Raw genomic sequence first — 20,897 nt, forward strand, 5'->3', positions numbered from 1 at the left:
ATAGTTGGGAATTATTCTCATCGCAGTGAACCGTATCACACATTAAGGAATTTTTATAAAAATAAATAATTTAAGATATCCCTTTCATAAAAAAACAAAAAAGTCTGAACCTTATTTGGCGATACTGCCAATAAGGTTCAGACTTTTTCTTGATATTATCCTTAGCGATTGAATATCGGCAGGGTAACAATAATCATCATGAGGAAGATAATCGTTATATAATTAACAGAATATAGAAAATTAACATGTGCCCATTTAAGGTCATTTTTTGTAAAAAATCCGCTTATACTAACAACTAACCATCCAATGTTAAGTAAGGTAGCTATGACCATAAAGGTAATTCCTAGTGGCGCCAGAAAAAAAGGTAATGGGAATAAGCAAGCAATATATAACGCCATTTGCCGTTTAGTCACTGCCAACCCTCGAACAATAGGAAGCATCGCAACCCCTGCCGCTTTATATTCTTTATATTTCTTTACGGCAATGGCAAAGGTATGGGGCATTTGAAAAATAAACAAGATTAAAAACAAGATGATTGGTACCTTTTGAAATCCTGGTGCGATAGCAGCCCAGCCAATTAATGGTGTTACAGCACCAGAAACACTTCCGATTATCGTGTTAAAGGTATACTTCCGTTTTGACCACATGGTATAGGGAAAGCAATAGGTAAACCATCCCACGAAAGCGTACAACGCTGCTTCAACAGTTGTTAAAAGTAAAAGAATAAAACCTAGACCTGAAAGAGAAATCCCCATCGTTAACACAACTTTCAATGAAATATTCCCCGTTACGGTTGGCCGGCTCTTTGTTCGATCCATTACGGTATCAATATCAACATCGTACCAGTTATTAAGTGCAAGAGCACCTGCAATTACCATAGTACTTCCGAAAATTGTTAATAGTAATACATCAAGATTTGTTGAAAGTGAAGCGTTCGTAAAATACAATGCTAACCAGAAACCCGAAAAGACAGGCAGGACATTAGCGATTAATACATTGGCTTTAAAAAGTAACTTTAAATCAGTTATTATACTAGCTATATTTCGTTGATTTGATATTATCGATCTTCCGTCCTTCTGTAGAGAAGGTATTTCATTATTACTCATTTAATATCCTCTCCTAGGAAGTAATTCAAAACAGATATAATCTATCATACCATATTAAAATCATCAAAATAAGTGTCAGGCACTGGAAATGACTGTTGTTTACTCCAATCGAAACTGCTAGGTTTAATGTCATGTACTTTCTACAAAAACAACTGGAAATACCTTCCGTATTTTCTTGCGTTTTTAACGTATTTTACCATATTCCCCATATATGTGATAATAATAGAATATAGAATAAGGAGGTGTGAGATCTATTGTCCAACCTATTAGGGGAAGAAATCAACGAAGTCAATGAAGGGATTGTCATTCCATTATCTGAACCGTTTGACATGAACACCAACCTTGGCTACCTTAAGCGTAGTACTAATGAATGTATGTTTAAGGTCGAAAATGATGCCATTAGAAGAGTGATAGTAATTGGTAAGACTCGAACCTTAGTACAGATAGAATACTCCGATAATAAGCAGTTGAATGTCCACTTCATAGGCGGTGCTCAACCTACTAAGACTTGGCAGTGTGCGGAAATTGTTAATTACATTCAAGAATGGTTTGATCTTGATAACGACTTATTTCCTTTTTATGAAATGGCCAATGCTGATCCCTTACTTAAAACGACTATAAAAGAGTTTTATGGATTACGCCTCATCGGCATTCCTGATTTGTTTGAAGCTCTCTGCTGGGGAGTCTTAGGCCAACAAATTAACTTAGGATTCGCCTACACATTAAAGCGACAATTTGTTGAAAAATTTGGTGAATCAATCGAATCGGACGGCAAAAATTATTGGATATTCCCGTCCTATGAACAAATTGCCCAACTCACACCTAATGATTTTGCAGATATTAAAATGACCGTGAAAAAGAGTGAATATATTATTGGAATTGCAAAATTAATGGCGAGTGGAGAATTATCCAAGCAGAAGTTAATCGAAGCCGGTAGCTTTAAAGAGGTCGAAAAAAGTTTAATTAAAATACGTGGGATCGGTCCATGGACGGCCAATTATGTGCTGATGCGCTGCCTCCGTTTTCCGAATGCGTTTCCTATCGAAGATGTTGGTTTAATCAATGCAATCAAAACATTATTAAAAATGGATAGAAAACCAACCAAAGAGGAAATCCTCGCCTTATCAATTCCATGGGATAAATGGGAATCCTATGCAACCTTCTATTTATGGCGAGTTCTCTATTAGTCAAAAAAGTATGCTAATTAAGCAAAAAATAAACGTTTGAAACACCGTTCCTCGTAGATAAATGAAAAAAACCTTGCAAAGTTATGCAAGATTTTTTTGCGTCAGATGTGAAATCTCAGTATCTCTATTTAGATGTCAGCTCTTCAAAAGAACATTCCTTTAGTGGAACGACCTTCGATTTATGAAAAAATTTATACCCGAGCCATAATGCCAAAAAGACCGGTAAACCAATATAAGACACAGCTACTCCATACCAATCAATCTCACTAGTTATAAAAGCTTGATAATTTTGGCCGAAAATGACAAAGACACACATCGCAAAAGCTAGAATCGGACCAAGCGGGAACCATTTTGCTTTAAATTTTAAATCATTCATGTCCCTGCCCTGTGCCATATAGGCTTTTCTAAAACGGTAGTGGCTGACTGCAATTCCCAGCCATGCAATAAATCCAGTTAAGCCTGACGCATTTAATAACCATGTATACACTTGGTCCCCAAAAATGGACGTTAAAAAGGCCAAGCCTCCGATAATTGTCGTTAGGACAAGGGCATTCATCGGAATCCCGCGACTATTTACATTTTGTAAAAATTTAGGTGCCTGACCGTCTTTTGCCATGGACCAAAGCATGCGTGTCGATGCATATAAACCGGAACTCCCCGCCGATAAGACCGAAGTCAAAATGACCGCATTCATAACAGATGCCGCAAATGCAATGCCCACTTTCTCAAATACAAGGGTAAAAGGGCTGACAGCGATGCTGTCGACATCCCTGCCTAATAGGTTGGGACTTGTGTATGGAATTATCAGGCCAATGACTGCAATGGCAACGATATAGAATAAAAGAATACGCCAAAATACCTGTCGAATCGCCTTTGGTACGTTTTTCTCCGGCTCTTCACTTTCTCCTGCAGCAATCCCCACGAGTTCCGTTCCTTGAAAGGAAAAACCTGCAATGAAAAAAATACTTAAAATGGACAAAAGACCGCCATGAACCGGAGCATCTCCTATCGTAAAGTTTTTAAACCCGATAAACTCTCCGCCAAGAATACCGAAAATAGTGAGTAAACCGACTCCAATGAAAACAATGATAGTCACTACTTTAATTAAGGAGAACCAATATTCGGATTCTCCGTAACTTTTAACCGACAATGCATTCAATAAAAAGATTAGACCTAAAAATAGTGCACTCCAAACGATGCTTGGTACATCCGGAAACCAGAACTTCATAATAATAGCCGATGCAGCTATTTCAACCGCCAGTGTAATAGCCCAGTTGAACCAATAATTCCAACCAAGTGCAAAACCAAAGGCAGGATCGACAAAACGGCTGCCATATGTTGAAAAGGAACCCGAAACTGGCATTAAGGTAGCCATTTCTCCAAGACTTGTCATCAAAAAGTAAACCATGATGCCGATAGCTCCATAAGCTATAATCGCTCCACCAGGTCCAGCTGTTTGAATGGACGCACCTGTTGCTAAAAATAAGCCTGTCCCGATTGACCCTCCAATCGCAATCATCGTCATGTGACGTGCCTTTAGATTACGTTTAATATGCTCTTTACCTTCTCCTCTATTTTGACTATTCTGATTATTCTCGGTATTATTATAGCTTTTGAGTGCTTCCATACTTGTCCTCCTTCAATTTGAACTTATAAGCATCTGATAAAATTCATCTCCCGCTTACAATTGAAAAACGGGAGATGGCTTGCCAGTTATTTCGAAAAATCAAAGTAGTTTCGCTTCAATAAGCGTGGAGCTGCCATAAGTGTTTCATACGTCATACTTTTTTCGAGCTTTGTGCAATCTATTAAATATAGCTGATCCTCAATTTCTTTCACCGTATGATCGGTTTGATAGGTCATTCCGCATTCCAAGCAATGAATGGTCGGTGTGTCCTGAATCTCGATTGCTTTTGTTCCATCTGGAAGTTCCCAATACACTGAGTTGCTCGTTTCACGTGCTGTGTCAGATTCGCACCATTGACAAATCAAAATTATTCCTCCTTTGCTCCCACAGTTTCGTACTTACTCATTTGCGCCTGGAATTTTTTCTCTTTTAATTCGTCACGTTTTTCACGTTTATCTTTTAATGAACTATGCTCAGTGTTTTCCTTATACGTTTTGCGGCGGTCTAAACGTTTTAATCCTTCAGGTGTAAGGTTAAATTTCGTATCGTCAATAATCGATAGAACGCCATTACTTTCAAACTTTTCAAACACTTCAGGATATACTTTTTTGTAGTAATCCTCTGCACTGCCTGACTGATAATTTGTTGGTTCTGGATAAGATGTAATAACACCTTCAAAGTTACGTAATACGACTTTATTAGAACTTTGAGAAATGATATAGTTCGGTTGCAATGGAATTTTGCCTCCTCCACCTGGGGCATCAACAATAAATGTCGGAACGGCATAACCTGATGTATGACCGCGAAGTCCTTCCATGATTTCCAATCCTTTACTGATTGGTGCACGGAAGTGGCCGATCCCTTCTGATAAATCGCACTGGTAAATGTAATATGGACGAACACGAATTTTAACAAGATCATGCATAAGCTGTTTCATGATTGGTACACTGTCGTTAATGCCTGCTAAAATAACCGCCTGGTTACCAACAGGCACCCCAACATTTGCAAGCATTTCACATGCACGCTTCGATTCTTCCGTAATTTCAATAGATGTATTGAAATGTGTATTCAACCAAACAGGATGATACTTTTTCAAGATATTACAAAGATTTTCGGTAATACGCTGTGGGAATACGACAGGTGCTCTTGTACCGATACGAATAATTTCTACATGCGGAATCTCACGTAAATTCTTTAGAATATATTCTAAAATATTGTCATTAATGAGGAGCCCATCTCCTCCGGAAATTAACACATCTCGGATCTGTGCGTTGGATGCGATATAATTAATTGCTGTGTCTAACTGTTTCTTTGGTACCCCCATTCCGATTTGTCCGGAGAAGCGCCTTCTCGTGCAGTAACGGCAGTACATAGAGCATTGGTTTGTAACTAAAAACAACACGCGATCTGGATAACGATGTGTTAACCCAGGTACTGGTGAATCTTCATCTTCGTGAAGGGGATCTTCTAAGTCATATCTTGTTTTATGCAATTCCGCAGAAATCGGAACAGACTGCATTCGAACCGGACATCTTGAATCATCAGGATCCATAAGCGATGCATAATATGGCGTGATGTTTAATGGGATTGTTTTTGTTGAGATTAAAACCCCTTCCTCTTCTTCTGGTGTTAAGTTAACTACTTTCTTTAAGTCTTCTAAATTTTTAATAGTATTCGTCAGCTGCCAAACCCAATCATTCCATTGCTCATCCGTTACATCCTTCCAAAGCTCGATTTCTTTCCAATGTCTTTTTGGTTTGAATAAAGTGTTTCTCATGTTTAATTCCCCCTAAATTGGTTGATTTTTTATGATCCCTTAAATAAATGCTCTATTTATTAAGAAATGGTGTATTCCATATAGTAGCGATTTTCGCCTTCTCCAAACTCATCGAATCTCGTCTCTTTTATAGCAAATCCCATTTTTTCATATAGCTTGACAGCTGACTTATTCTCAACATTGACCGTTAAGCATACTTTTTGAAATCCATCTTGCTTCAAAATCGGATAAATCTCCTGTAAAAATAATTTCCCTATGCCTTTTCCTTGCTGATCAGAACGGACATAGAATCCAAAAATATAGACTTTATGACTATCATGGTAAGCTCTCATCAATTCACAAATCGCAATCGGTCTTGGATCACTTTCCTGACGATATTGAATGAGTTTTCCATAACGTGTAAGCGGGACAAGTGTTTGTTCATCTATTGCCCCAAATCCCGGAAATGCATCTTTCTCAAGCTCCATCATCATTGTTAGCTGATCCGGCTTCAATGCTGCCGGTACTTCGATATAATAGGTATTTTTCATCGTTTCCATCGTTCTTCCCCCTCCGTTCCACTTCATATTCGATATCATCCAGCGGCCAAATTGGCTTAGGAATGTTTTGATACGTAAAAGTTGTTAAACGATTGGATGCAACACCAGGTGCATCCACATAAATGATACGGCCAACCATCGGCTCAAACGCTGCCCGGAAATGATTTTTAGCCTTTAACCCAAGAATTCTCTTTGCCTGCGGCTCAAGACCAATATGACGAAACATTTCCGGATCATTCGCTGACATCGGCCTTCCAATGAGGAGGATATCCATGTTGCCAACGCGAATGTGAGCCGCCCCCTTTAAATCGACTCGTAAATGCTGGTTGAACGGTCCAGAATTGTGAAATACACCGTCTGATAAAGCCATTACCGTTGCTTCAACCTGTACGGGTTCCCCAAATTCAGGCGATACTTTTCCTCCAAGGGACAGCATTACCTTATTTCCGGCTCCCTTCTTGCGACAAGCCTCAATGGATTCTGGATCGTAAAGTCCTCCAAACAGCGTGTCGGGAATGTTCATCTTCACCATCTCCCGAAGCAGCTCTGTTGTATCCCCGCTCCCGCAGCTTAGAGGATTATCCGAGATGTCCGCCAGCACGACCGGTTTGTCGTCCTCAATCGACATAGCCAAAGCGAGCCCTTCTTTTACACCGGGCAAATCCATGATAAATTCTTCTCTTACGCTCCAGAATAAGGAAGCCATCTTTTGGGCGGTCTCTTTTCCTTTTTGCGAATCGATCGAAACAACAAGTACACTTGCACCGACCATGGGAATATCCGAGTAAGGAAAGCCTCCAAATACGGACACATGATAAATACCTGCTTCCTCTTCGGCTTGTTTCGCCCACTCTATCATTTTGTACATCGGCCCTTCTGCCGTTCTCATATTGATAGAGGGAGGCATCATCGGCAACTTTTCAAAAGAAGCGTAGTAAGTCACACCTTCCTTTAATTGATTTAACAAAGCGATTGCCGCATGAATACCTTGGTCGTACATATCAATATGCGGATATGTTTTAAATCCAAAATGAAGCGGTGTGTAATCAATCATTCTTTCGCTTAAATTGGCGTGCATGTCCAGAGTCGTACCAATTGGAATATTCGGTCCGATAAGCCCACGAATTTTTCCTAGTAAATGCTCTTCCGGGTCAAAGAGGTGCTCGACGACCATCGCTCCATGCAGTGCAAGCAATAATCCATCCAGCCTCCCCGCCTGCTCGATGGACTCCAGCATTTGTTTTTCGATGATGGAGTATGCTTCTGTTGATACTGCGCCCGATGGGACCGCTGCCGCACAAAGCAGCGGTACGATATCAACATCCTCCTCTTGTTTCAATACATCCAGAAACCCACCCACTTCTGTTTTCGTTCCGGTATAGGCATCATAAATTTCATCGCCGATAAAGTAGCCTTCATTTCGAAACTGTTCGATTTCTGTTTTCATCGGGCTGAAACTGTGGGATTCATGGTAAAAGAAGGCAATACCAATACGATGTTTTCTCATATTCTCCCACCTTATAATAGATATGGTCTGTTGATTAATAGTTCGTATAAATGGACTTCCACTCAGTCATGACATCAAATGCATGATGGGAAACTTCACGGTGACCGTTTCCGGACATCTTCATACCCCCAAACGCCACTCCCATCTCGGCATTAGAAGTTCCGTTATTTATATAGACGAGCCCACTTACCGCTTCCTTTGCGGCACGGTTTGCATAGTGAAGGCTCTCTGTATAAATGGAAGTCGATAGCCCATAAATTGTCCCGTTATTAACCTCCATGGCTTCCTCATATGAATCTACTTCAATGATGGCAAGAACTGGACCAAATATTTCATCCTGTGCAACGGTATCATTCGGCTTTACATTCTCAATGATTGTCGGCTCATAATAATAGCCGCCCAATTCTTTGACACGCTGACCCCCCGACACAATTTTCCCACCTTCTTCAATCGCTGTTTTTACATATTTTTCGACTGTATGAAGCTGGTCTTCATTTACAAGTGGGCCCACTTGTTTCCCTTCTTCAAGTCCATTTCCTATTTTCATAGACCTTGTTAGATCTACTACTTTTTGTACGAGCAATTCCTTTACTGGATGCTCGACGATTACTCGGCTTGCCGCTGTACAGCGTTGACCAGTTGTTGTAAATGCTGACTTTACGATTCCGTCTGCCGCCTTGTCCAAGTCCGCATCCTTCAAGACGATCACGGCATTTTTCCCACCCAATTCCAATGAGATACGTTTTAACGTTTTACTGCTCATTTCAGCCAGCTTTTGTCCGACTTCTGTTGAGCCCGTAAACGAAATGATTTTTACATCCGAATGCTCTGCGAGTGTTTGACCGACTGTTCTTCCTGAACCGGTAATTAAGTTCACAACCCCTGCCGGCAATCCTGCTTCGTCTAACACTTCCACAAAAATCTTTGCCGATAGCGCAACCTCTGAAGCAGGCTTCCATACGACAGTATTACCAGCAATCAGGGCTGAAAAGATTTTGTAGGAAGCAAGTGCAACTGGGAAGTTCCAGGGGGTAATGCACGCCGCAACTCCAAGAGGTTCACGAACCATTCTTACGTTTCGGTCTGGGAAGCCGGCAGGTACTGTTTCTCCAAAGAGGCGTCGTCCCTCGCCTGCCATATATTCAGCAGTCGCGATGACCACTCCCACTTCGCCTAAAGACTCAGGCAGCACTTTGCCCATCTCCATTGTCATCACACGAGCAAGTTCCTGTTTTCGTATTTCAAACAAATGGGCTGCTTTTATTAAATAAGCTGCTCGTTCTGGAATGGGGGTGTTCTTCCATAGTGAATACGCTTTATTCGCTTTTTCGACAACCTCATCCACTTGCTCCGTTGTGGCGGCTGCACATATGCCGACAAGTTCCCCCGTTGCCGGATTGATGCTTTCAAAGTAGGACTGATCGGGGGCACTTACCCATATACCATTGATATAAAGATCTCCCTGAAGAATATCTGTTTTGATTTGACTAGACATAAACTTGACCTCCTTTTTGGTGGTATTTCGAGGAAACGAGAATTAATTTCCTGAAATGGTCTCGGTTATCACATCTTCTAAAATAGTTAATCCTATATCAAGCACATCTTCTTGAATATTAAGAGGCAGCATTAATCGGATGGTTTGTCCGCTTACACCACAGTTCATAACAAGCAAGCCATTTTCCAGTGCTTTCGATTTAATTTTCGGTACAAATAAAGCAGCAGATTCGGAATCGAATTCAATACCGATCATCATGCCGACTCCTCGGACTTCAACTATGCCTGGTAAATTTCCGACCGAGTTATGAAGTCGGCCAACAATCTCGGCACCGAGTTTAGCGCTGCGTTCCACTAACTTCTCTTCCTCTATAACCTCAATGTTTGCCAATGCTGCAGCACAAGAAATTGGATTTCCTCCAAATGTTGAACCATGACCGGCCGTCGGCCATTTTTCATGAAGTTCACGACTTGCTACAATGGCACCAAGAGGCATGCCGCCTGAAAGGGCTTTTGCCAGTACTAAAATATCGGGGGTCACATTCGCATGCTCTGCCGCGAACATTTTGCCTGTACGGCCAAATCCTGTTTGTACTTCATCAAAGATAAGCAAAATGCCGTGTTCCTCTGTCATCTTCCTTAACTCCTGCAAAAAGCTTGGCGGTGCAGGATAATAGCCGCCTTCACCCATTACCGGTTCAATAATGATGGCCGCTACACGGGAAGGATCCACACGTAAATCGAACAATTTTTGAAGCTGATTCAAGCAATACTCTTCAACTTCTTCTTCTCTAATGTTTTTCAGCTGGCTAGGATACGGATAAGGAACATGGTACACCTCGCCTAAAATCGGTTCATAATAACGACGGTATTTAGAGCTTGATGCCGTTATGGCAGTAGCCCCTAATGTACGGCCATGAAACGATCCTTCAAAAGCAATGATGGCGGGTCTTTCTTTGGCCGCCTTTGCTAGTTTAAGTGCCCCGTCAATAGCTTCAGCTCCCGAATTGGAGAAAAAGACCGTGTCTAGATTTCCTGGTGTGATCTGTGCAAGCTTTTCCGCCAAATTCGCTGCCGTTTCATAATAACCATAGTTCAATCCAAGATGAATCAAGGCTTCCGCTTGCTTTTTAATGGCTTCCACCATTTTCCCGTTCGTATGCCCGACTGCGTTGACAGCTACTCCTGAAACAAAATCAATATATTCCTTTCCGTCTGTCGTCCAAAATTTGGCGCCATGCGCTTTTTCAATGACAAGCTCCGTTACCCTTGTCATAACAGGTGATAAATGTTTTTGTGCTTTTTTTTGAATTTCTTCTGTTTTATTTTGTAATTTCATATAGCTCATCCTTTCTTAATTGACCTTTAAATATCGTAAATGATTCATCTAAAATTCTAACAATCTCATCAATTTCTTTTCTCGTAACATTTAAAGGAGGGCTGATGATGAGGTGCTCCCCCTTTGTTCCGTCAATTGAACCGGTACCGGGATAAAAAACCGCACCGAGTTCCATTGCAATTGCATTCAATCTTTCAGCAGCTTTTTCAGATGGATCGAACAGCAGGTCCTGTCCACGATTCTTTACAAGCTCCATACCGATTAAAAGTCCTCTGCCCCTAACATCAGATATATAAGAATGTTTTTGCTCAAGCTCCATAAGACGCTGGACAAGGTAGGTACTTTGTTGTTTGACGTTTTCTAGCACCATATCTCGCTCATATACCTCCAATGCAGCAAGACCAGCTGCAACAGCAACAGGATGCCCACTATAGGTGTAACCGTGAATGAATTTCCCATCGCTGTTTTCAATCAAACCATCAATTAACCGATCATGAACGATCATTCCGGCGAGCGGAGCATATCCAGCTGATACCCCTTTTCCGAATGTGATGATATCAGGCTTGATTCCAATCTGTTCTGTTGCGAAGTTGGTACCAGTTCGGCCGAATCCAGTCATCACTTCATCGATAATTAAGACAATTTCGTAACGGTCACACAGCTCTCGGACTTTCTCAAAATACCCCGGCGGCGGTGGAACAGCACCTTGCTGGCTTCCGACAATCGGTTCGGCGATAAATGCCGACACGTTCTCAGGGCCAAGCTCTAAAATGGATCTTTCAATATCCGTCACACATGTCCAGTTTTGTTTAGAAAGACAATCCTCTTTTTGACGATCGTATGGACATCGGTGGCAGTACGGAGAATAGACATGGGCATAGTTTAAAAGATTAGGAGTGTATGCATGTCTTCTTTTAACGTCTCCTCCTGCTGATAAAGAACCGATGGTGTTCCCGTGATACGATTGCCATCGCCCGATTACCATATGTTTTTGGGTTCTGCCGGCATCTCGATGATATTGCCGCGCCAGCTTCAAAGCACTTTCATTAGCTTCTGAGCCTCCGGATGTAAAATACACTTTATTTAAATAATCTGGGGCCATTTTTCCGATGGTTTCAGCCAGTTCATGCAACGCTTTCGTCTCGAAACGCATAGAATGGACAAAAGCTGCCTTTTTTGCTTGTTCTGCCATAGCCTCCCCTATAGAAGTAATCCCATGGCCCAAGTTAGCTGCAACCGCACCCGAGCAGGCATCCAAATATTTTTTCCCGTTCTCATCGATGAGATAAACCCCTACACCGTGGGTAATAATCGGATACTCCTTTTTTAAATCACGATGAAACACGTAGTCTTTTTTTATTCCATCCATCTTTCCACCACCATTGCCATTCCTAATCCCCCCGCCACACAAATCGTCGCAAGGCCATATTGTCGTTTTTGTTTTTCAAGCTCATGACATAATGTAGTCACGATTCTTGCACCGGAGCATCCAAGTGGATGGCCTAAGGCAATCGCCCCTCCGTTGACATTCACGTTGTCTCCTTTTATGCCCCATTCTTTTAAACAAGCAAGACTTTGAGCAGCGAATGCTTCATTTAATTCAATTAAATCGATATCTTCCAAACGAAGACCTGCTTTTTTCAACGCAATTTGGGATGCTGGAACCGGGCCGATTCCCATTTCTTTTGGTGATACACCCGCTGCAGCAAAAGAACGAATCCTTGCCATTGGGACCACTCCGAGTTGTTTTGCTTTTTCTTCAGACATCAACAATAGCATCGAGGCCCCATCATTTCTTCCGGAGGAGTTTCCAGCTGTTACCGTACCGTCCTTTTGAAACACTGGACGCAATGTTCCTAACTTTTCAATGTCCGTCAATCTTGGGTACTCATCGATCGCAAAGTGTCTTATTCCCTTTTTACCTTCCATTACCGGAACAGGAATGATCTCTTCTTCAAAATGGCCCATTTCAATGGCACGTTTCGTCTTCTGCTGACTCATGAAGGCAAATTCGTCTTGTTCACGGCGGCTAATCTTATATTTTTCAGCCAGCCATTCAGCTGTTTGCCCCATTGTGAAACGACCATATATCTCCTCTGGCTGGGATTTTGGTTGACTCTCCGTATTCGAATCATACAGCGTTATATCTCCTATCTTCTGGCCGAATCGATTACCGATCATATAATGAGGAGCTTGTGACATGCTTTCGACACCTCCTGCTAAAACGACGTCCGCCTGACCTGTCATAATCGACATCGCCCCGTTAATGACGGCTTGCATACCCGAACCGCACTGACGATGAACGGTATAAGCAGGAATCGATTCTGGAAAATGGGCCTGTAACGCTGAGACTCTTGCAATATTCGGTGCATGAGCACTCTGCTTTGTTTGTCCGACAACGACTTCATCGACAATATTGGCGCCATAACCGGAAGCAGAAAGATTATTTTTCATGATGAGAGATACAAGCTCCTCTGGAGGCGTATCTGCCAGTGATCCGCCGTAGCTTCCGATAGCAGTCCGAAATGCATTTACGATTACAACCACTACGCGGTCACCTCTTTGCCTTTATTGAAAGATTCAGCCATTTGAAAAGATGCGTCCGTTTTCTGTTGAACTTCCTCAAGAGAAACTCCAGGTGACAGCTCAATAAGATGAAGCCCATCTTCCTTAACAGCGAAAACCGCCAAATCGGTAATAATTAAATCCACTATTCGTTCCGATGTGATCGGATAGGTTAATTCCTTGACGATTTTTGACTCTCCCTGGTTAGACGTATGCATCGTTGTTACGATTACCTTTTTGGAGCCTTCCAATAAATCCATCGCCCCCCCTACACCAAGAACACTTTTTCCTGGCACTGCCCAGTTGGCGATCCGCCCAATTGCATCGATTTGCAGCACACCAAGAATCGAAACGCTTACATGTCCTCCACGAATCATCGCAAAAGAGGAAGCACTATCAAAAAAGGATGACCCTTCCAATACTGTGACAGGCAGTTTCCCTGCATTGACAAGATTTTGGTCAATATGCTCTGGATCAGGGGTAGGACCTACTCCAAGGATGCCGTTTTCCGAGTGTAAAAAAACTTTAACATCTGATGGAATGTAATCAGCTACCAGCGTTGGAATCCCTATGCCCAAATTGACGATATCGCCATCCTTCAATTCCTTCGCCGCTCTTTGTGCAATGTATTGTTTCACGTTCAAGCTAGTTCCCGCCTTTCACTACGATAAAATCAACGTATAAATGAGGGGTCACAATTTCTTCAGGAGAAATTTGCCCTACCTCCACAATCTCATCCACCTCTGCAATAACCACATCCGCGGCTGTTGCCATCATCGGATTGAAGTTTCTTGCCGATTTGTTGTAGATGAGATTTCCTAAATGATCGGCTTTTTTCGCTTTAATGAAAGCAAAGTGGGCTTTGAGAGGCTCTTGGAACACATATTTTTTACCGTTAAGGATACGCTCCTCTTTGTTTTCGGCGATTTTTGTTCCTACGCTGACCGGCGTATAAAACCCTCCCAGTCCTGCACCACCCGCTCGAATAGCTTCAGACATCGTTCCTTGCGGGAGAAGCTCCACTTCCATTACCTTTTCCTGATAGGATTTAACCACCTCCGGGTTGGATGTAAAATACGATCCTATCGCTTTTTTTACTTGTTTTTGCCGCACTAATACCCCAAGACCTCTACCTGGTTCACCAAGATTATTACTAATAATCTCTAAGTCTTTCACTTCCGACTGAGCCAAAGCGGCTATTAAACTAAGCGGACTTCCGACAAGTCCAAATCCACCTACCATAATTCGGGAGCCGTTTTTAACCATTTTTACAGCTGCTTCGCATGTAATCAGCTTGCTCATGTTTTTTATCCCTGCCTCTCCATCGACTTTTGTGGATGTTAACCGTTTGGTAAAATAAAAAACCGAGCAAAACATAAATCTCTATAAAGAATGTCGTTCCAACGAACATTCCTTACAAAGAGTTCATGTTTGCTCGGTTTTAATAAGACCATGGGAAGAGGTCATCCTCCCACTTTATTATAACCAAACGTTATGTATTCATTTGCTTCACATTATCCCAGTAACGTTGAACTGCAGCTTGAAGAGCCACAATGATCGCTTGCTGGGATGGAGCAAAATAAAAACTTTGAATTCGTTTAATCAACTGCTCAACACCGTCTTCTAAACAGTAGCCTATCAGCAGTTTTTGAAAATAATTTTTTGTTAGTTCAGTTACGAATGTGAATTCAGCTCCGATAATCTTATGATCTTTCAGATTTACTTCGAGGACAATTCCCGCATGCTTATACATTTCATACATGGAAGTTCCCTGTGGAGCTTTTGCATATCCTGTAACAATTACTGTTTCCAGTGTTTGCATGCCCTTATCCACCTTTCAAAACCCACTGAACATGTTTCTAACACGAGTATACGGGTCAGAGTAAACAATGTCAATGTGAATATTTTAAATTTTCAAAAACGTTGAAGCGCCTTCAATTTCAAGAAGGCTTACGACTATTTTTTAGACCTATACACAATAAATAGATTATTCTGCCTTAGATGTTAATATCCTTCTGGAAAGGTTAGAATTTTTTACCACCCACGTTCCTGCATACGCAATCCGTTCCTGTTTTCGTTGTTAAGCCTCCTTAGATAAAAAATGGATACCCTTACAAATTTATCAAAAATTTAATTTTACTATTAAACTTGCAATTACTGTGCCAACATTAAAAACACCTATTTATTCACCATTTGTGGAAAAAACATGAAAAATTTATTGGCACTACCCTAGTTTTTTTGCACTAAAACTGCAAAAATTTTCTTTCTAAGAACAAAAGGCGCAAGCGCCCGTTCAGCGGCGTATGGCCTGGAGCGCTCCAACTGAGATAAAGGAAACACGAAGAGCGTTAGCGCATTCGTGCTTGACTTATCGTAGGGCGGAGAGCGAAGGACACTAGCCGTTGGGCGCTGGAGCTGGATTCAAAGAGACTAGATCAATTTATCCACAATTAAATATTTTATAATTTCCTATACAATAAAAAAATCCTAACATCATAAAGACGTTAGGATTTTAAATGATGATCTGAGAGGGATTCGAACCCCCGACCCCATCCCTGTCAAGGATGTATTCTCCCGCTGAACTATCAGATCGCTTATTAAGTACAAATTTAATTATATTGAATTTTTCTAGAATGTCAATATCTTTTCAGCTTTACTGCCTAAAAACAATAAAAGGGAAACATTTGTTCTAATTTTCTTGAATAAAGAACAAATGTTTGGATATAATAATAACATTCAGTAGAAAGGAGTGATTCAAATGGATGGTTTATTTATGCGTTCTATCGAGGAAAATATTCCATTAGAAATGATTTACCTAGCAGAAAACCAAGAGTTATCACAGCGTAAGCTAATTGTGAAGGAAGTTACCGACGAATACATTCGAGCCTATTGTTTGCTGCGGAAACAAATGCGCACCTTTAAACGTGAAAACATTTTATCGATTATGCCTGAATCCCGTTACAAAAACCATCACCTCCACTAATCCTCTTCCCTCCTACAAATCACATCACATTAGCTTCCATTCCCCCTATTATTAAAAGCATTTCGACTTTAGTTTTGTTATAATGCAGTAGTAGAAATCGAATCATTGGGGGAATAAATGCATGGAGTTTCCAAAAGGAACCATCAAAGAAGTTACCATCCAGAGCAGCGAACTTGGTGAGGATGTGCAGCTTCTAATCTACCTGCCTGCAAACTTTTCGCCACTATATAAATACTCACTGTTGATTGCCCAAGACGGCCAAGACTATTTCCAACTCGGCAGAATCGCACGATGGGCAGACGATTTTCTTTTCCAAAGAGAAATTGAAAATATAATCATTGTTGGGGTACCCTATAAGGATGTAGAAGACCGCCACAAGAAATACCATCCCTGTGGCATACAAAATCAACAATACATACGTTTTCTAGCCCATGAATTAGTTCCTTACCTTGATAAAGAGTTTCCTACTTATCAAATGGGATCGACGAGAGCACTGATTGGTGACTCGCTTGGTGGTGCTGTTTCGCTAATGACAGCGCTTCAATATCCACATACATTCGGAAAAGTCCTGATTCAGTCTCCTTATGTGGATGAGTATATTTTGAATTCTGTCGAGAACTTCTCAGAAGGACAGCTATTACAGCTCTATCATGTAATAGGAAATCAAGAAACAGGAGTCGAGACAACAGATGGAAGCTTGAAAGATTTCCTAACCCCAAATCGCAGGCTTTCAAAAATAATTTCAGAAAAACCCATTACCTATTTCTATGAAGAATTTAACGGAAATCATACTTGGACTTACTGGCAGCCAGATTTAAGAAGAGCCCTTAAAATGCTTTTTTAATCTTCCTAATATGGACATCAACGATAAGTTGTTTAATATATTTCGAAAATTTGTTATAATATTAAGAAGGTTAATTTTTGTATCTAAAAAAAGTCCTGTTTATCATAATGGAGGTATTCGAATGAAATTTGGTGTTGTTATTTTCCCATCAAAAAAACTACAAGATTTAGCTAATTCCTATCGAAAGCGTTATGACCCGCATTATTCTTTAATTACGCCACACCTCACACTGAAATATTCATTTGAGGCGACCGAAGAAGAGGCTAAAGAATATGCTGAAAAATTACGGAGAGTCGCTGTAAACCATAATGCTTTCCCATTAAAAACTTCTAAAATCAGTTCCTTTCAACCCGTTAATAATGTTATTTATTTTAAAGTGGATAAGACGGAAGAACTTTCCGCCTTGCATAATGAAATCAACCAAGAAGTTTCGGAGCAAAATTCAGATTATGCATTTGTTCCTCATATTACGATTGGACAAAAGCTATCAAATGATGAGCATTCTGATGTATTTGGTTCACTCCGGATGACCAAAATAAATCATGAAGAAACGATTGATCGCTTCCATCTCCTATATCAGCTAGATAATGGTTCTTGGACCGTTTATGAAACATTTCGTCTTGGAAAGGAATAGTTTAAGTGACAGTAAAGATTGTTGAAAATCAAAAAGAACGTGAAGATGCTTATTCCGTTAGAAAAACTGTTTTCGTTGAAGAGCAAGCAGTTCCACTTGAAGAGGAAATTGATGCCTACGAGGACGATGCAGAACACTTTATCATGTACGATGAAGGTTCTCCTATTGCGGCGGGCCGATTTCGTTTCGTTGATGGCTATGGAAAAGTTGAGCGAATTTGCGTATTAAAAGTGGCTAGAAAAACTGGTGCAGGTAAAGCGATGATGAATGCAATCGAGAGTTATGCCATTAAAAAGGATATTCATAAATTAAAGCTTAATGCTCAAACCCATGCCATTCCCTTTTATGCCGGACTTGGTTATGAAGTTGTCTCAGAGGAATTTATGGATGCTGGAATTCCCCATAAAACGATGTTAAAAGAAATATAAACATAGGAGGCACTTGGCGCTTTAAGCGGCAAGTGCTTTTTTGGTAATTCCATCAATGTTCGGGAATCCCTTTTAGTTCCCTTCAGGTTTTGATATGATAGAACATGTCTTGATTTTTGGATATAGAGGGTAAAAACTATGAAAACAGCGATTTATCAAAATCAGAATATTCTCCTTGAACAATTAAGCAGGGATCAATATCAAAAAATATTTCTGGCCGGAAAAAATGGTCAACTGAACTGTTCTATATGTAAAGAGACCGTTCGATTGTTTTTAGGTATTCAGAAGGAACCACATTTTTATCATATGCATTCACCCGATATACATTGTCCAGAGCCCACTGTAACTGCGTTGAAATTAGATTCCCACCAATCTACGGAGATAAATGGATTTCACATACCAAAGGGCAGGACGATTACAACGCCCCCACCAAGCATTGATAAGTTCAAAACTGCCACAAACATTGAATATACTGTTCCATACAAACAGCCAATGTGTAACACCCCTGTGGAGCGCTCACCTTACTTACAGGAGCTTGCCGAAAGTGGCGTTATTTTAGATGAAAGTCAGGCAGCCGCAGTCATGGAGACTGAAGGCTCTTTAATAGTCCTTGCAGGTGCCGGGAGTGGCAAAACTCGTGTATTAACTGCAAGGACAGCGTTTATGATGAATGAAAAACACTTGGATCCAAGGACAATAATGCTTGTTACTTTCACATCGAAAGCGGCTGCTGAAATGAAAAACCGGCTGCTTTCGTACCCGCAAATGAAACGAGAAAAAGTCACGCAACTTGTTACTGGTACCTTCCATAGCATTTTTTATCGAATCCTTATGTTCCACGATGGAAGTAATTGGTCATCAAATAAATTGCTGAAAAAAGAATGGCAACGGGATAAAATTTTGAAGGAATCAGGAAAAGAGCTCGACTTGTCGGAAAAAGAATTTGCCTATGATTTGGCCCTTCAGCAAATCGGCCTTTGGAAAAACTCATTACTAATGCCGGATGAAGTGAAGCCTGCTTCCGAATGGGAAGAAAAAGTAGTCTTTTTATATAAAAGATATGAGGAATATAAGAATAGTGAGGGTTTGTTTGATTTTGATGATATGCTGATTGGCTGCTATCAGCTGTTTGTCTCGACCCCTGCCCTGCTTGAACAGTATCAAGAGCGGTTTCATTATTTCTTAATTGATGAGTTTCAGGATATCAATAAGGTGCAGTACGAGCTCATTAAACTTTTATCAGGTAAACATAAAAATGTTTGTGCCGTTGGTGACGACGATCAAGCAATCTATTCCTTTCGTGGTAGTGATCCTAGTTATTTGTTGGAATTTGAAAAAGATTTTCCATATGCCAAAATGGTCACACTTGACCAAAATTACCGATCGTCACATGAAATAGTTACTGCCGCTAATCAAATGATAGCTGCCAATAAAGTGAGAAGAACGAAGAAAATGAAGGCACAGTTTTCAGCCGAAAGACTCCCGCAGTTATTTTTCCCCTTTGATGAAGAGGAAGAAGCAACAATGATTCTTACAGATATACAAGAGCAGATTTCACTCGGAGCCAATCCGTCAGACTTTGCGATTCTTTACCGGACCAATGCCGGGTCTCGCGCAGTCTTTGAAAGGCTGGCTGGCTCCAACCTTCCTTTTAAAATTGATTTAGATGCAGAGGCTTTCTATGAACGTTATATTGTGAGAAGCGCTCTGTCATTTCTAAAGGTAAGTTTAAACGAAGAGGACCCGCAAGCAATGGCAGACATATTACCATTACTTTTTTTAAAACAGACAATCCTCAAAGAATTAAAAGCACAAAGCATCCTAAAAGACTGCAGTCTTCTTGAGGCACTCGCACACTTAACAACAGCCCATGCATTTCAGGAAAAGAAATTAAAAAAGGCTGTCACGATTATTCGAGGATTAAAGCATACTTCACCGCTAACAGCGATTGAAAAAGTAGAGAAAGATATTGGCTTTCTTGATTTTCTTAAAAAACGCGGAAATGAATCGAATAAACTTGAAAAAGGATCGGACGACCTTAAGGATTTAAAAGTGGCAGCCAAAAGTTTTGACAGCCTTGAAGCGTTTCTGGCACATACAGAGCATATGTCGGCGATGAATCGAGAAATCAAAAATTTAAGTAAACATTTTCAAGAAGCCATCAGCCTAAGTACAATCCACCGCTCAAAAGGACTTGAGTACAAAACCGTTTATATTATCGGCGCAGTCGATGGCAGCCTTCCTCATGATTTTGCCCTAGAAGCTTATCGGAATGGTGACTTTAATGCACTTGAGGAAGAAAGAAGATTATTTTACGTAGCGATGACTCGTGCAAAGAAGCAGCTGTTTATTTCTGTTCCACAAAATAGAAGAGGAAAAAAAGCCAATCGATCACGGTTTATTGCTCCGCTTAATAAAAAGAAGAAGACCAATTCCTAAATTAGGAAAGTGGTCTTCTTTTTTTATTTCTTATTGATCATATTCGAGATTGTATTGAGGTCAAGTTGTTTTCCATCGTTGATGATCGATTTAACAATTTGATCTTCCATTTCCTGATTTACCGGTTTATTGGCAATTTGAGACACTCGACGGATCACATTACGGACAGTTTTTTCATCTTTAAAATTCGCATTTTGTAATGAATTGGCTAAATCAAAGATATCTTTCATATTAACGCCCGTTTTCTTTTCAATGTTTTTAAAAAATCCATTATCCATGTTCAAAGATCACGCTCCTTCATAAACTACTCTTATTGTATGAAGGAAGCGCAAAATGGTGAATAAAATAGGAAAAGCGTAAGCGCCCATAGGCACATACGTTATTGAAGCAAAGAAAGGGCCGGCCATCTTTTTTGGCCAACCCCTTCC

The 20,897-nt window shown here is 40.7% G+C and carries 20 protein-coding genes and 1 tRNA gene; 6 read left to right on the top strand and 15 right to left on the bottom strand.

The features are described from left to right. Positions 1–161: 161 nt before the first annotated feature. Positions 162–1,106 (bottom strand): heme o synthase, encoded by a 945-nt coding sequence (gene cyoE, locus RCG22_RS09155; RefSeq protein WP_308106597.1) that lies wholly within the window; start codon positions 1,104–1,106, stop codon positions 162–164. A 254-nt stretch (positions 1,107–1,360) separates the two neighbouring features. On the opposite strand from cyoE, the gene RCG22_RS09160 reads away from it, so the two are divergent. Further along, entirely contained in the window at positions 1,361–2,293 is a 933-nt protein-coding gene (locus RCG22_RS09160; RefSeq protein ID WP_308106598.1) for a DNA-3-methyladenine glycosylase family protein, read from the top strand. A 124-nt stretch (positions 2,294–2,417) separates the two neighbouring features. Here RCG22_RS09160 and RCG22_RS09165 read toward each other — a convergent pair whose 3' ends face one another. The 13 genes from RCG22_RS09165 to RCG22_RS09225 form a co-directional block, all read right to left on the bottom strand. Continuing rightward, a complete protein-coding gene (locus tag RCG22_RS09165; RefSeq protein ID WP_308106599.1) occupies positions 2,418–3,920 on the bottom strand; it encodes an amino acid permease in 1,503 nt (500 codons plus the stop codon). Positions 3,921–4,006: 86 nt separating this feature from the next. Then, positions 4,007–4,285, bottom strand: coding sequence for a YokU family protein (locus RCG22_RS09170; protein ID WP_308106600.1), 279 nt, complete (start codon positions 4,283–4,285; stop codon positions 4,007–4,009). 2 nt (positions 4,286–4,287) lie between these two features. Further along, positions 4,288–5,697 carry a lysine 2,3-aminomutase gene (gene kamA, locus RCG22_RS09175; protein WP_308106601.1) on the bottom strand — a complete coding sequence of 470 codons (1,410 nt, stop codon included), beginning with the start codon at positions 5,695–5,697 and terminating at the stop codon, positions 4,288–4,290. A 59-nt stretch (positions 5,698–5,756) separates the two neighbouring features. After that, positions 5,757–6,236, bottom strand: coding sequence for a GNAT family N-acetyltransferase (locus tag RCG22_RS09180; RefSeq protein WP_308106602.1), 480 nt, complete (start codon positions 6,234–6,236; stop codon positions 5,757–5,759). Then, positions 6,154–7,743 (bottom strand): M81 family metallopeptidase, encoded by a 1,590-nt coding sequence (locus tag RCG22_RS09185; protein ID WP_308106603.1) that lies wholly within the window; start codon positions 7,741–7,743, stop codon positions 6,154–6,156. The genes RCG22_RS09180 and RCG22_RS09185 overlap by 83 nt, the downstream gene beginning before the upstream one ends. A gap of 34 nt (positions 7,744–7,777) precedes the next feature. Continuing rightward, positions 7,778–9,238, bottom strand: a complete 1,461-nt coding sequence (locus RCG22_RS09190; RefSeq protein WP_308106604.1) for an aldehyde dehydrogenase family protein — start codon at positions 9,236–9,238, stop codon at positions 7,778–7,780. A 42-nt stretch (positions 9,239–9,280) separates the two neighbouring features. Beyond that, positions 9,281–10,576, bottom strand: coding sequence for an aspartate aminotransferase family protein (locus RCG22_RS09195; RefSeq protein ID WP_308106605.1), 1,296 nt, complete (start codon positions 10,574–10,576; stop codon positions 9,281–9,283). Then, the gene (locus RCG22_RS09200; protein ID WP_308106606.1) at positions 10,560–11,945 is read right to left on the bottom strand and encodes an aminotransferase family protein; all 1,386 of its coding nucleotides are present in this window, start codon (positions 11,943–11,945) and stop codon (positions 10,560–10,562) included. Before RCG22_RS09200 ends, RCG22_RS09195 begins: the two co-directional genes overlap by 17 nt. Further along, on the bottom strand, positions 11,933–13,123 hold the full coding sequence (locus RCG22_RS09205) for a thiolase family protein (protein ID WP_308106607.1): 1,191 nt from the start codon (positions 13,121–13,123) through the stop codon (positions 11,933–11,935). The genes RCG22_RS09200 and RCG22_RS09205 overlap by 13 nt, the downstream gene beginning before the upstream one ends. Continuing rightward, complete coding sequence (locus tag RCG22_RS09210) at positions 13,123–13,785, bottom strand: 3-oxoacid CoA-transferase subunit B (RefSeq protein ID WP_308106608.1); 663 nt, start codon at positions 13,783–13,785, stop codon at positions 13,123–13,125. Before RCG22_RS09210 ends, RCG22_RS09205 begins: the two co-directional genes overlap by 1 nt. A gap of 1 nt (position 13,786) precedes the next feature. Continuing rightward, a complete protein-coding gene (locus RCG22_RS09215) occupies positions 13,787–14,443 on the bottom strand; it encodes a CoA transferase subunit A (protein ID WP_308107116.1) in 657 nt (218 codons plus the stop codon). 190 nt (positions 14,444–14,633) lie between these two features. Further along, complete coding sequence (locus tag RCG22_RS09220; RefSeq protein WP_168242528.1) at positions 14,634–14,963, bottom strand: DUF3870 domain-containing protein; 330 nt, start codon at positions 14,961–14,963, stop codon at positions 14,634–14,636. A gap of 698 nt (positions 14,964–15,661) precedes the next feature. After that, positions 15,662–15,733 (bottom strand) — tRNA-Val (locus tag RCG22_RS09225). Between the two features lie 166 nt (positions 15,734–15,899). Here RCG22_RS09225 and RCG22_RS09230 point away from each other — a divergent pair. The 5 genes from RCG22_RS09230 (at position 15,900) to RCG22_RS09250 (ending at position 20,469) form a co-directional block, all read left to right on the top strand. Further along, entirely contained in the window at positions 15,900–16,124 is a 225-nt protein-coding gene (locus RCG22_RS09230; protein ID WP_098260946.1) for a hypothetical protein, read from the top strand. Between the two features lie 121 nt (positions 16,125–16,245). Further along, entirely contained in the window at positions 16,246–16,968 is a 723-nt protein-coding gene (locus tag RCG22_RS09235; protein ID WP_308106609.1) for an alpha/beta hydrolase, read from the top strand. 121 nt (positions 16,969–17,089) lie between these two features. Then, a complete protein-coding gene (locus RCG22_RS09240; RefSeq protein WP_098260944.1) occupies positions 17,090–17,602 on the top strand; it encodes a YjcG family protein in 513 nt (170 codons plus the stop codon). Between the two features lie 5 nt (positions 17,603–17,607). Continuing rightward, positions 17,608–18,030: a GNAT family N-acetyltransferase gene (locus RCG22_RS09245; RefSeq protein WP_308106610.1), complete on the top strand. Its 423-nt coding sequence runs from the start codon at positions 17,608–17,610 to the stop codon at positions 18,028–18,030. A 138-nt stretch (positions 18,031–18,168) separates the two neighbouring features. Continuing rightward, complete coding sequence (locus RCG22_RS09250; protein ID WP_308106611.1) at positions 18,169–20,469, top strand: UvrD-helicase domain-containing protein; 2,301 nt, start codon at positions 18,169–18,171, stop codon at positions 20,467–20,469. Positions 20,470–20,492: 23 nt separating this feature from the next. On the opposite strand, the gene spoVIF is transcribed toward RCG22_RS09250, so the two are convergent. Beyond that, positions 20,493–20,747, bottom strand: a complete 255-nt coding sequence (gene spoVIF, locus RCG22_RS09255; RefSeq protein ID WP_066259806.1) for a sporulation-specific transcription regulator SpoVIF — start codon at positions 20,745–20,747, stop codon at positions 20,493–20,495. Positions 20,748–20,897: the final 150 nt, after the last annotated feature.

Source organism: Neobacillus nitrireducens (assembly GCF_030915405.1).
GTDB lineage: Bacteria > Bacillota > Bacilli > Bacillales > Cytobacillaceae > Neobacillus.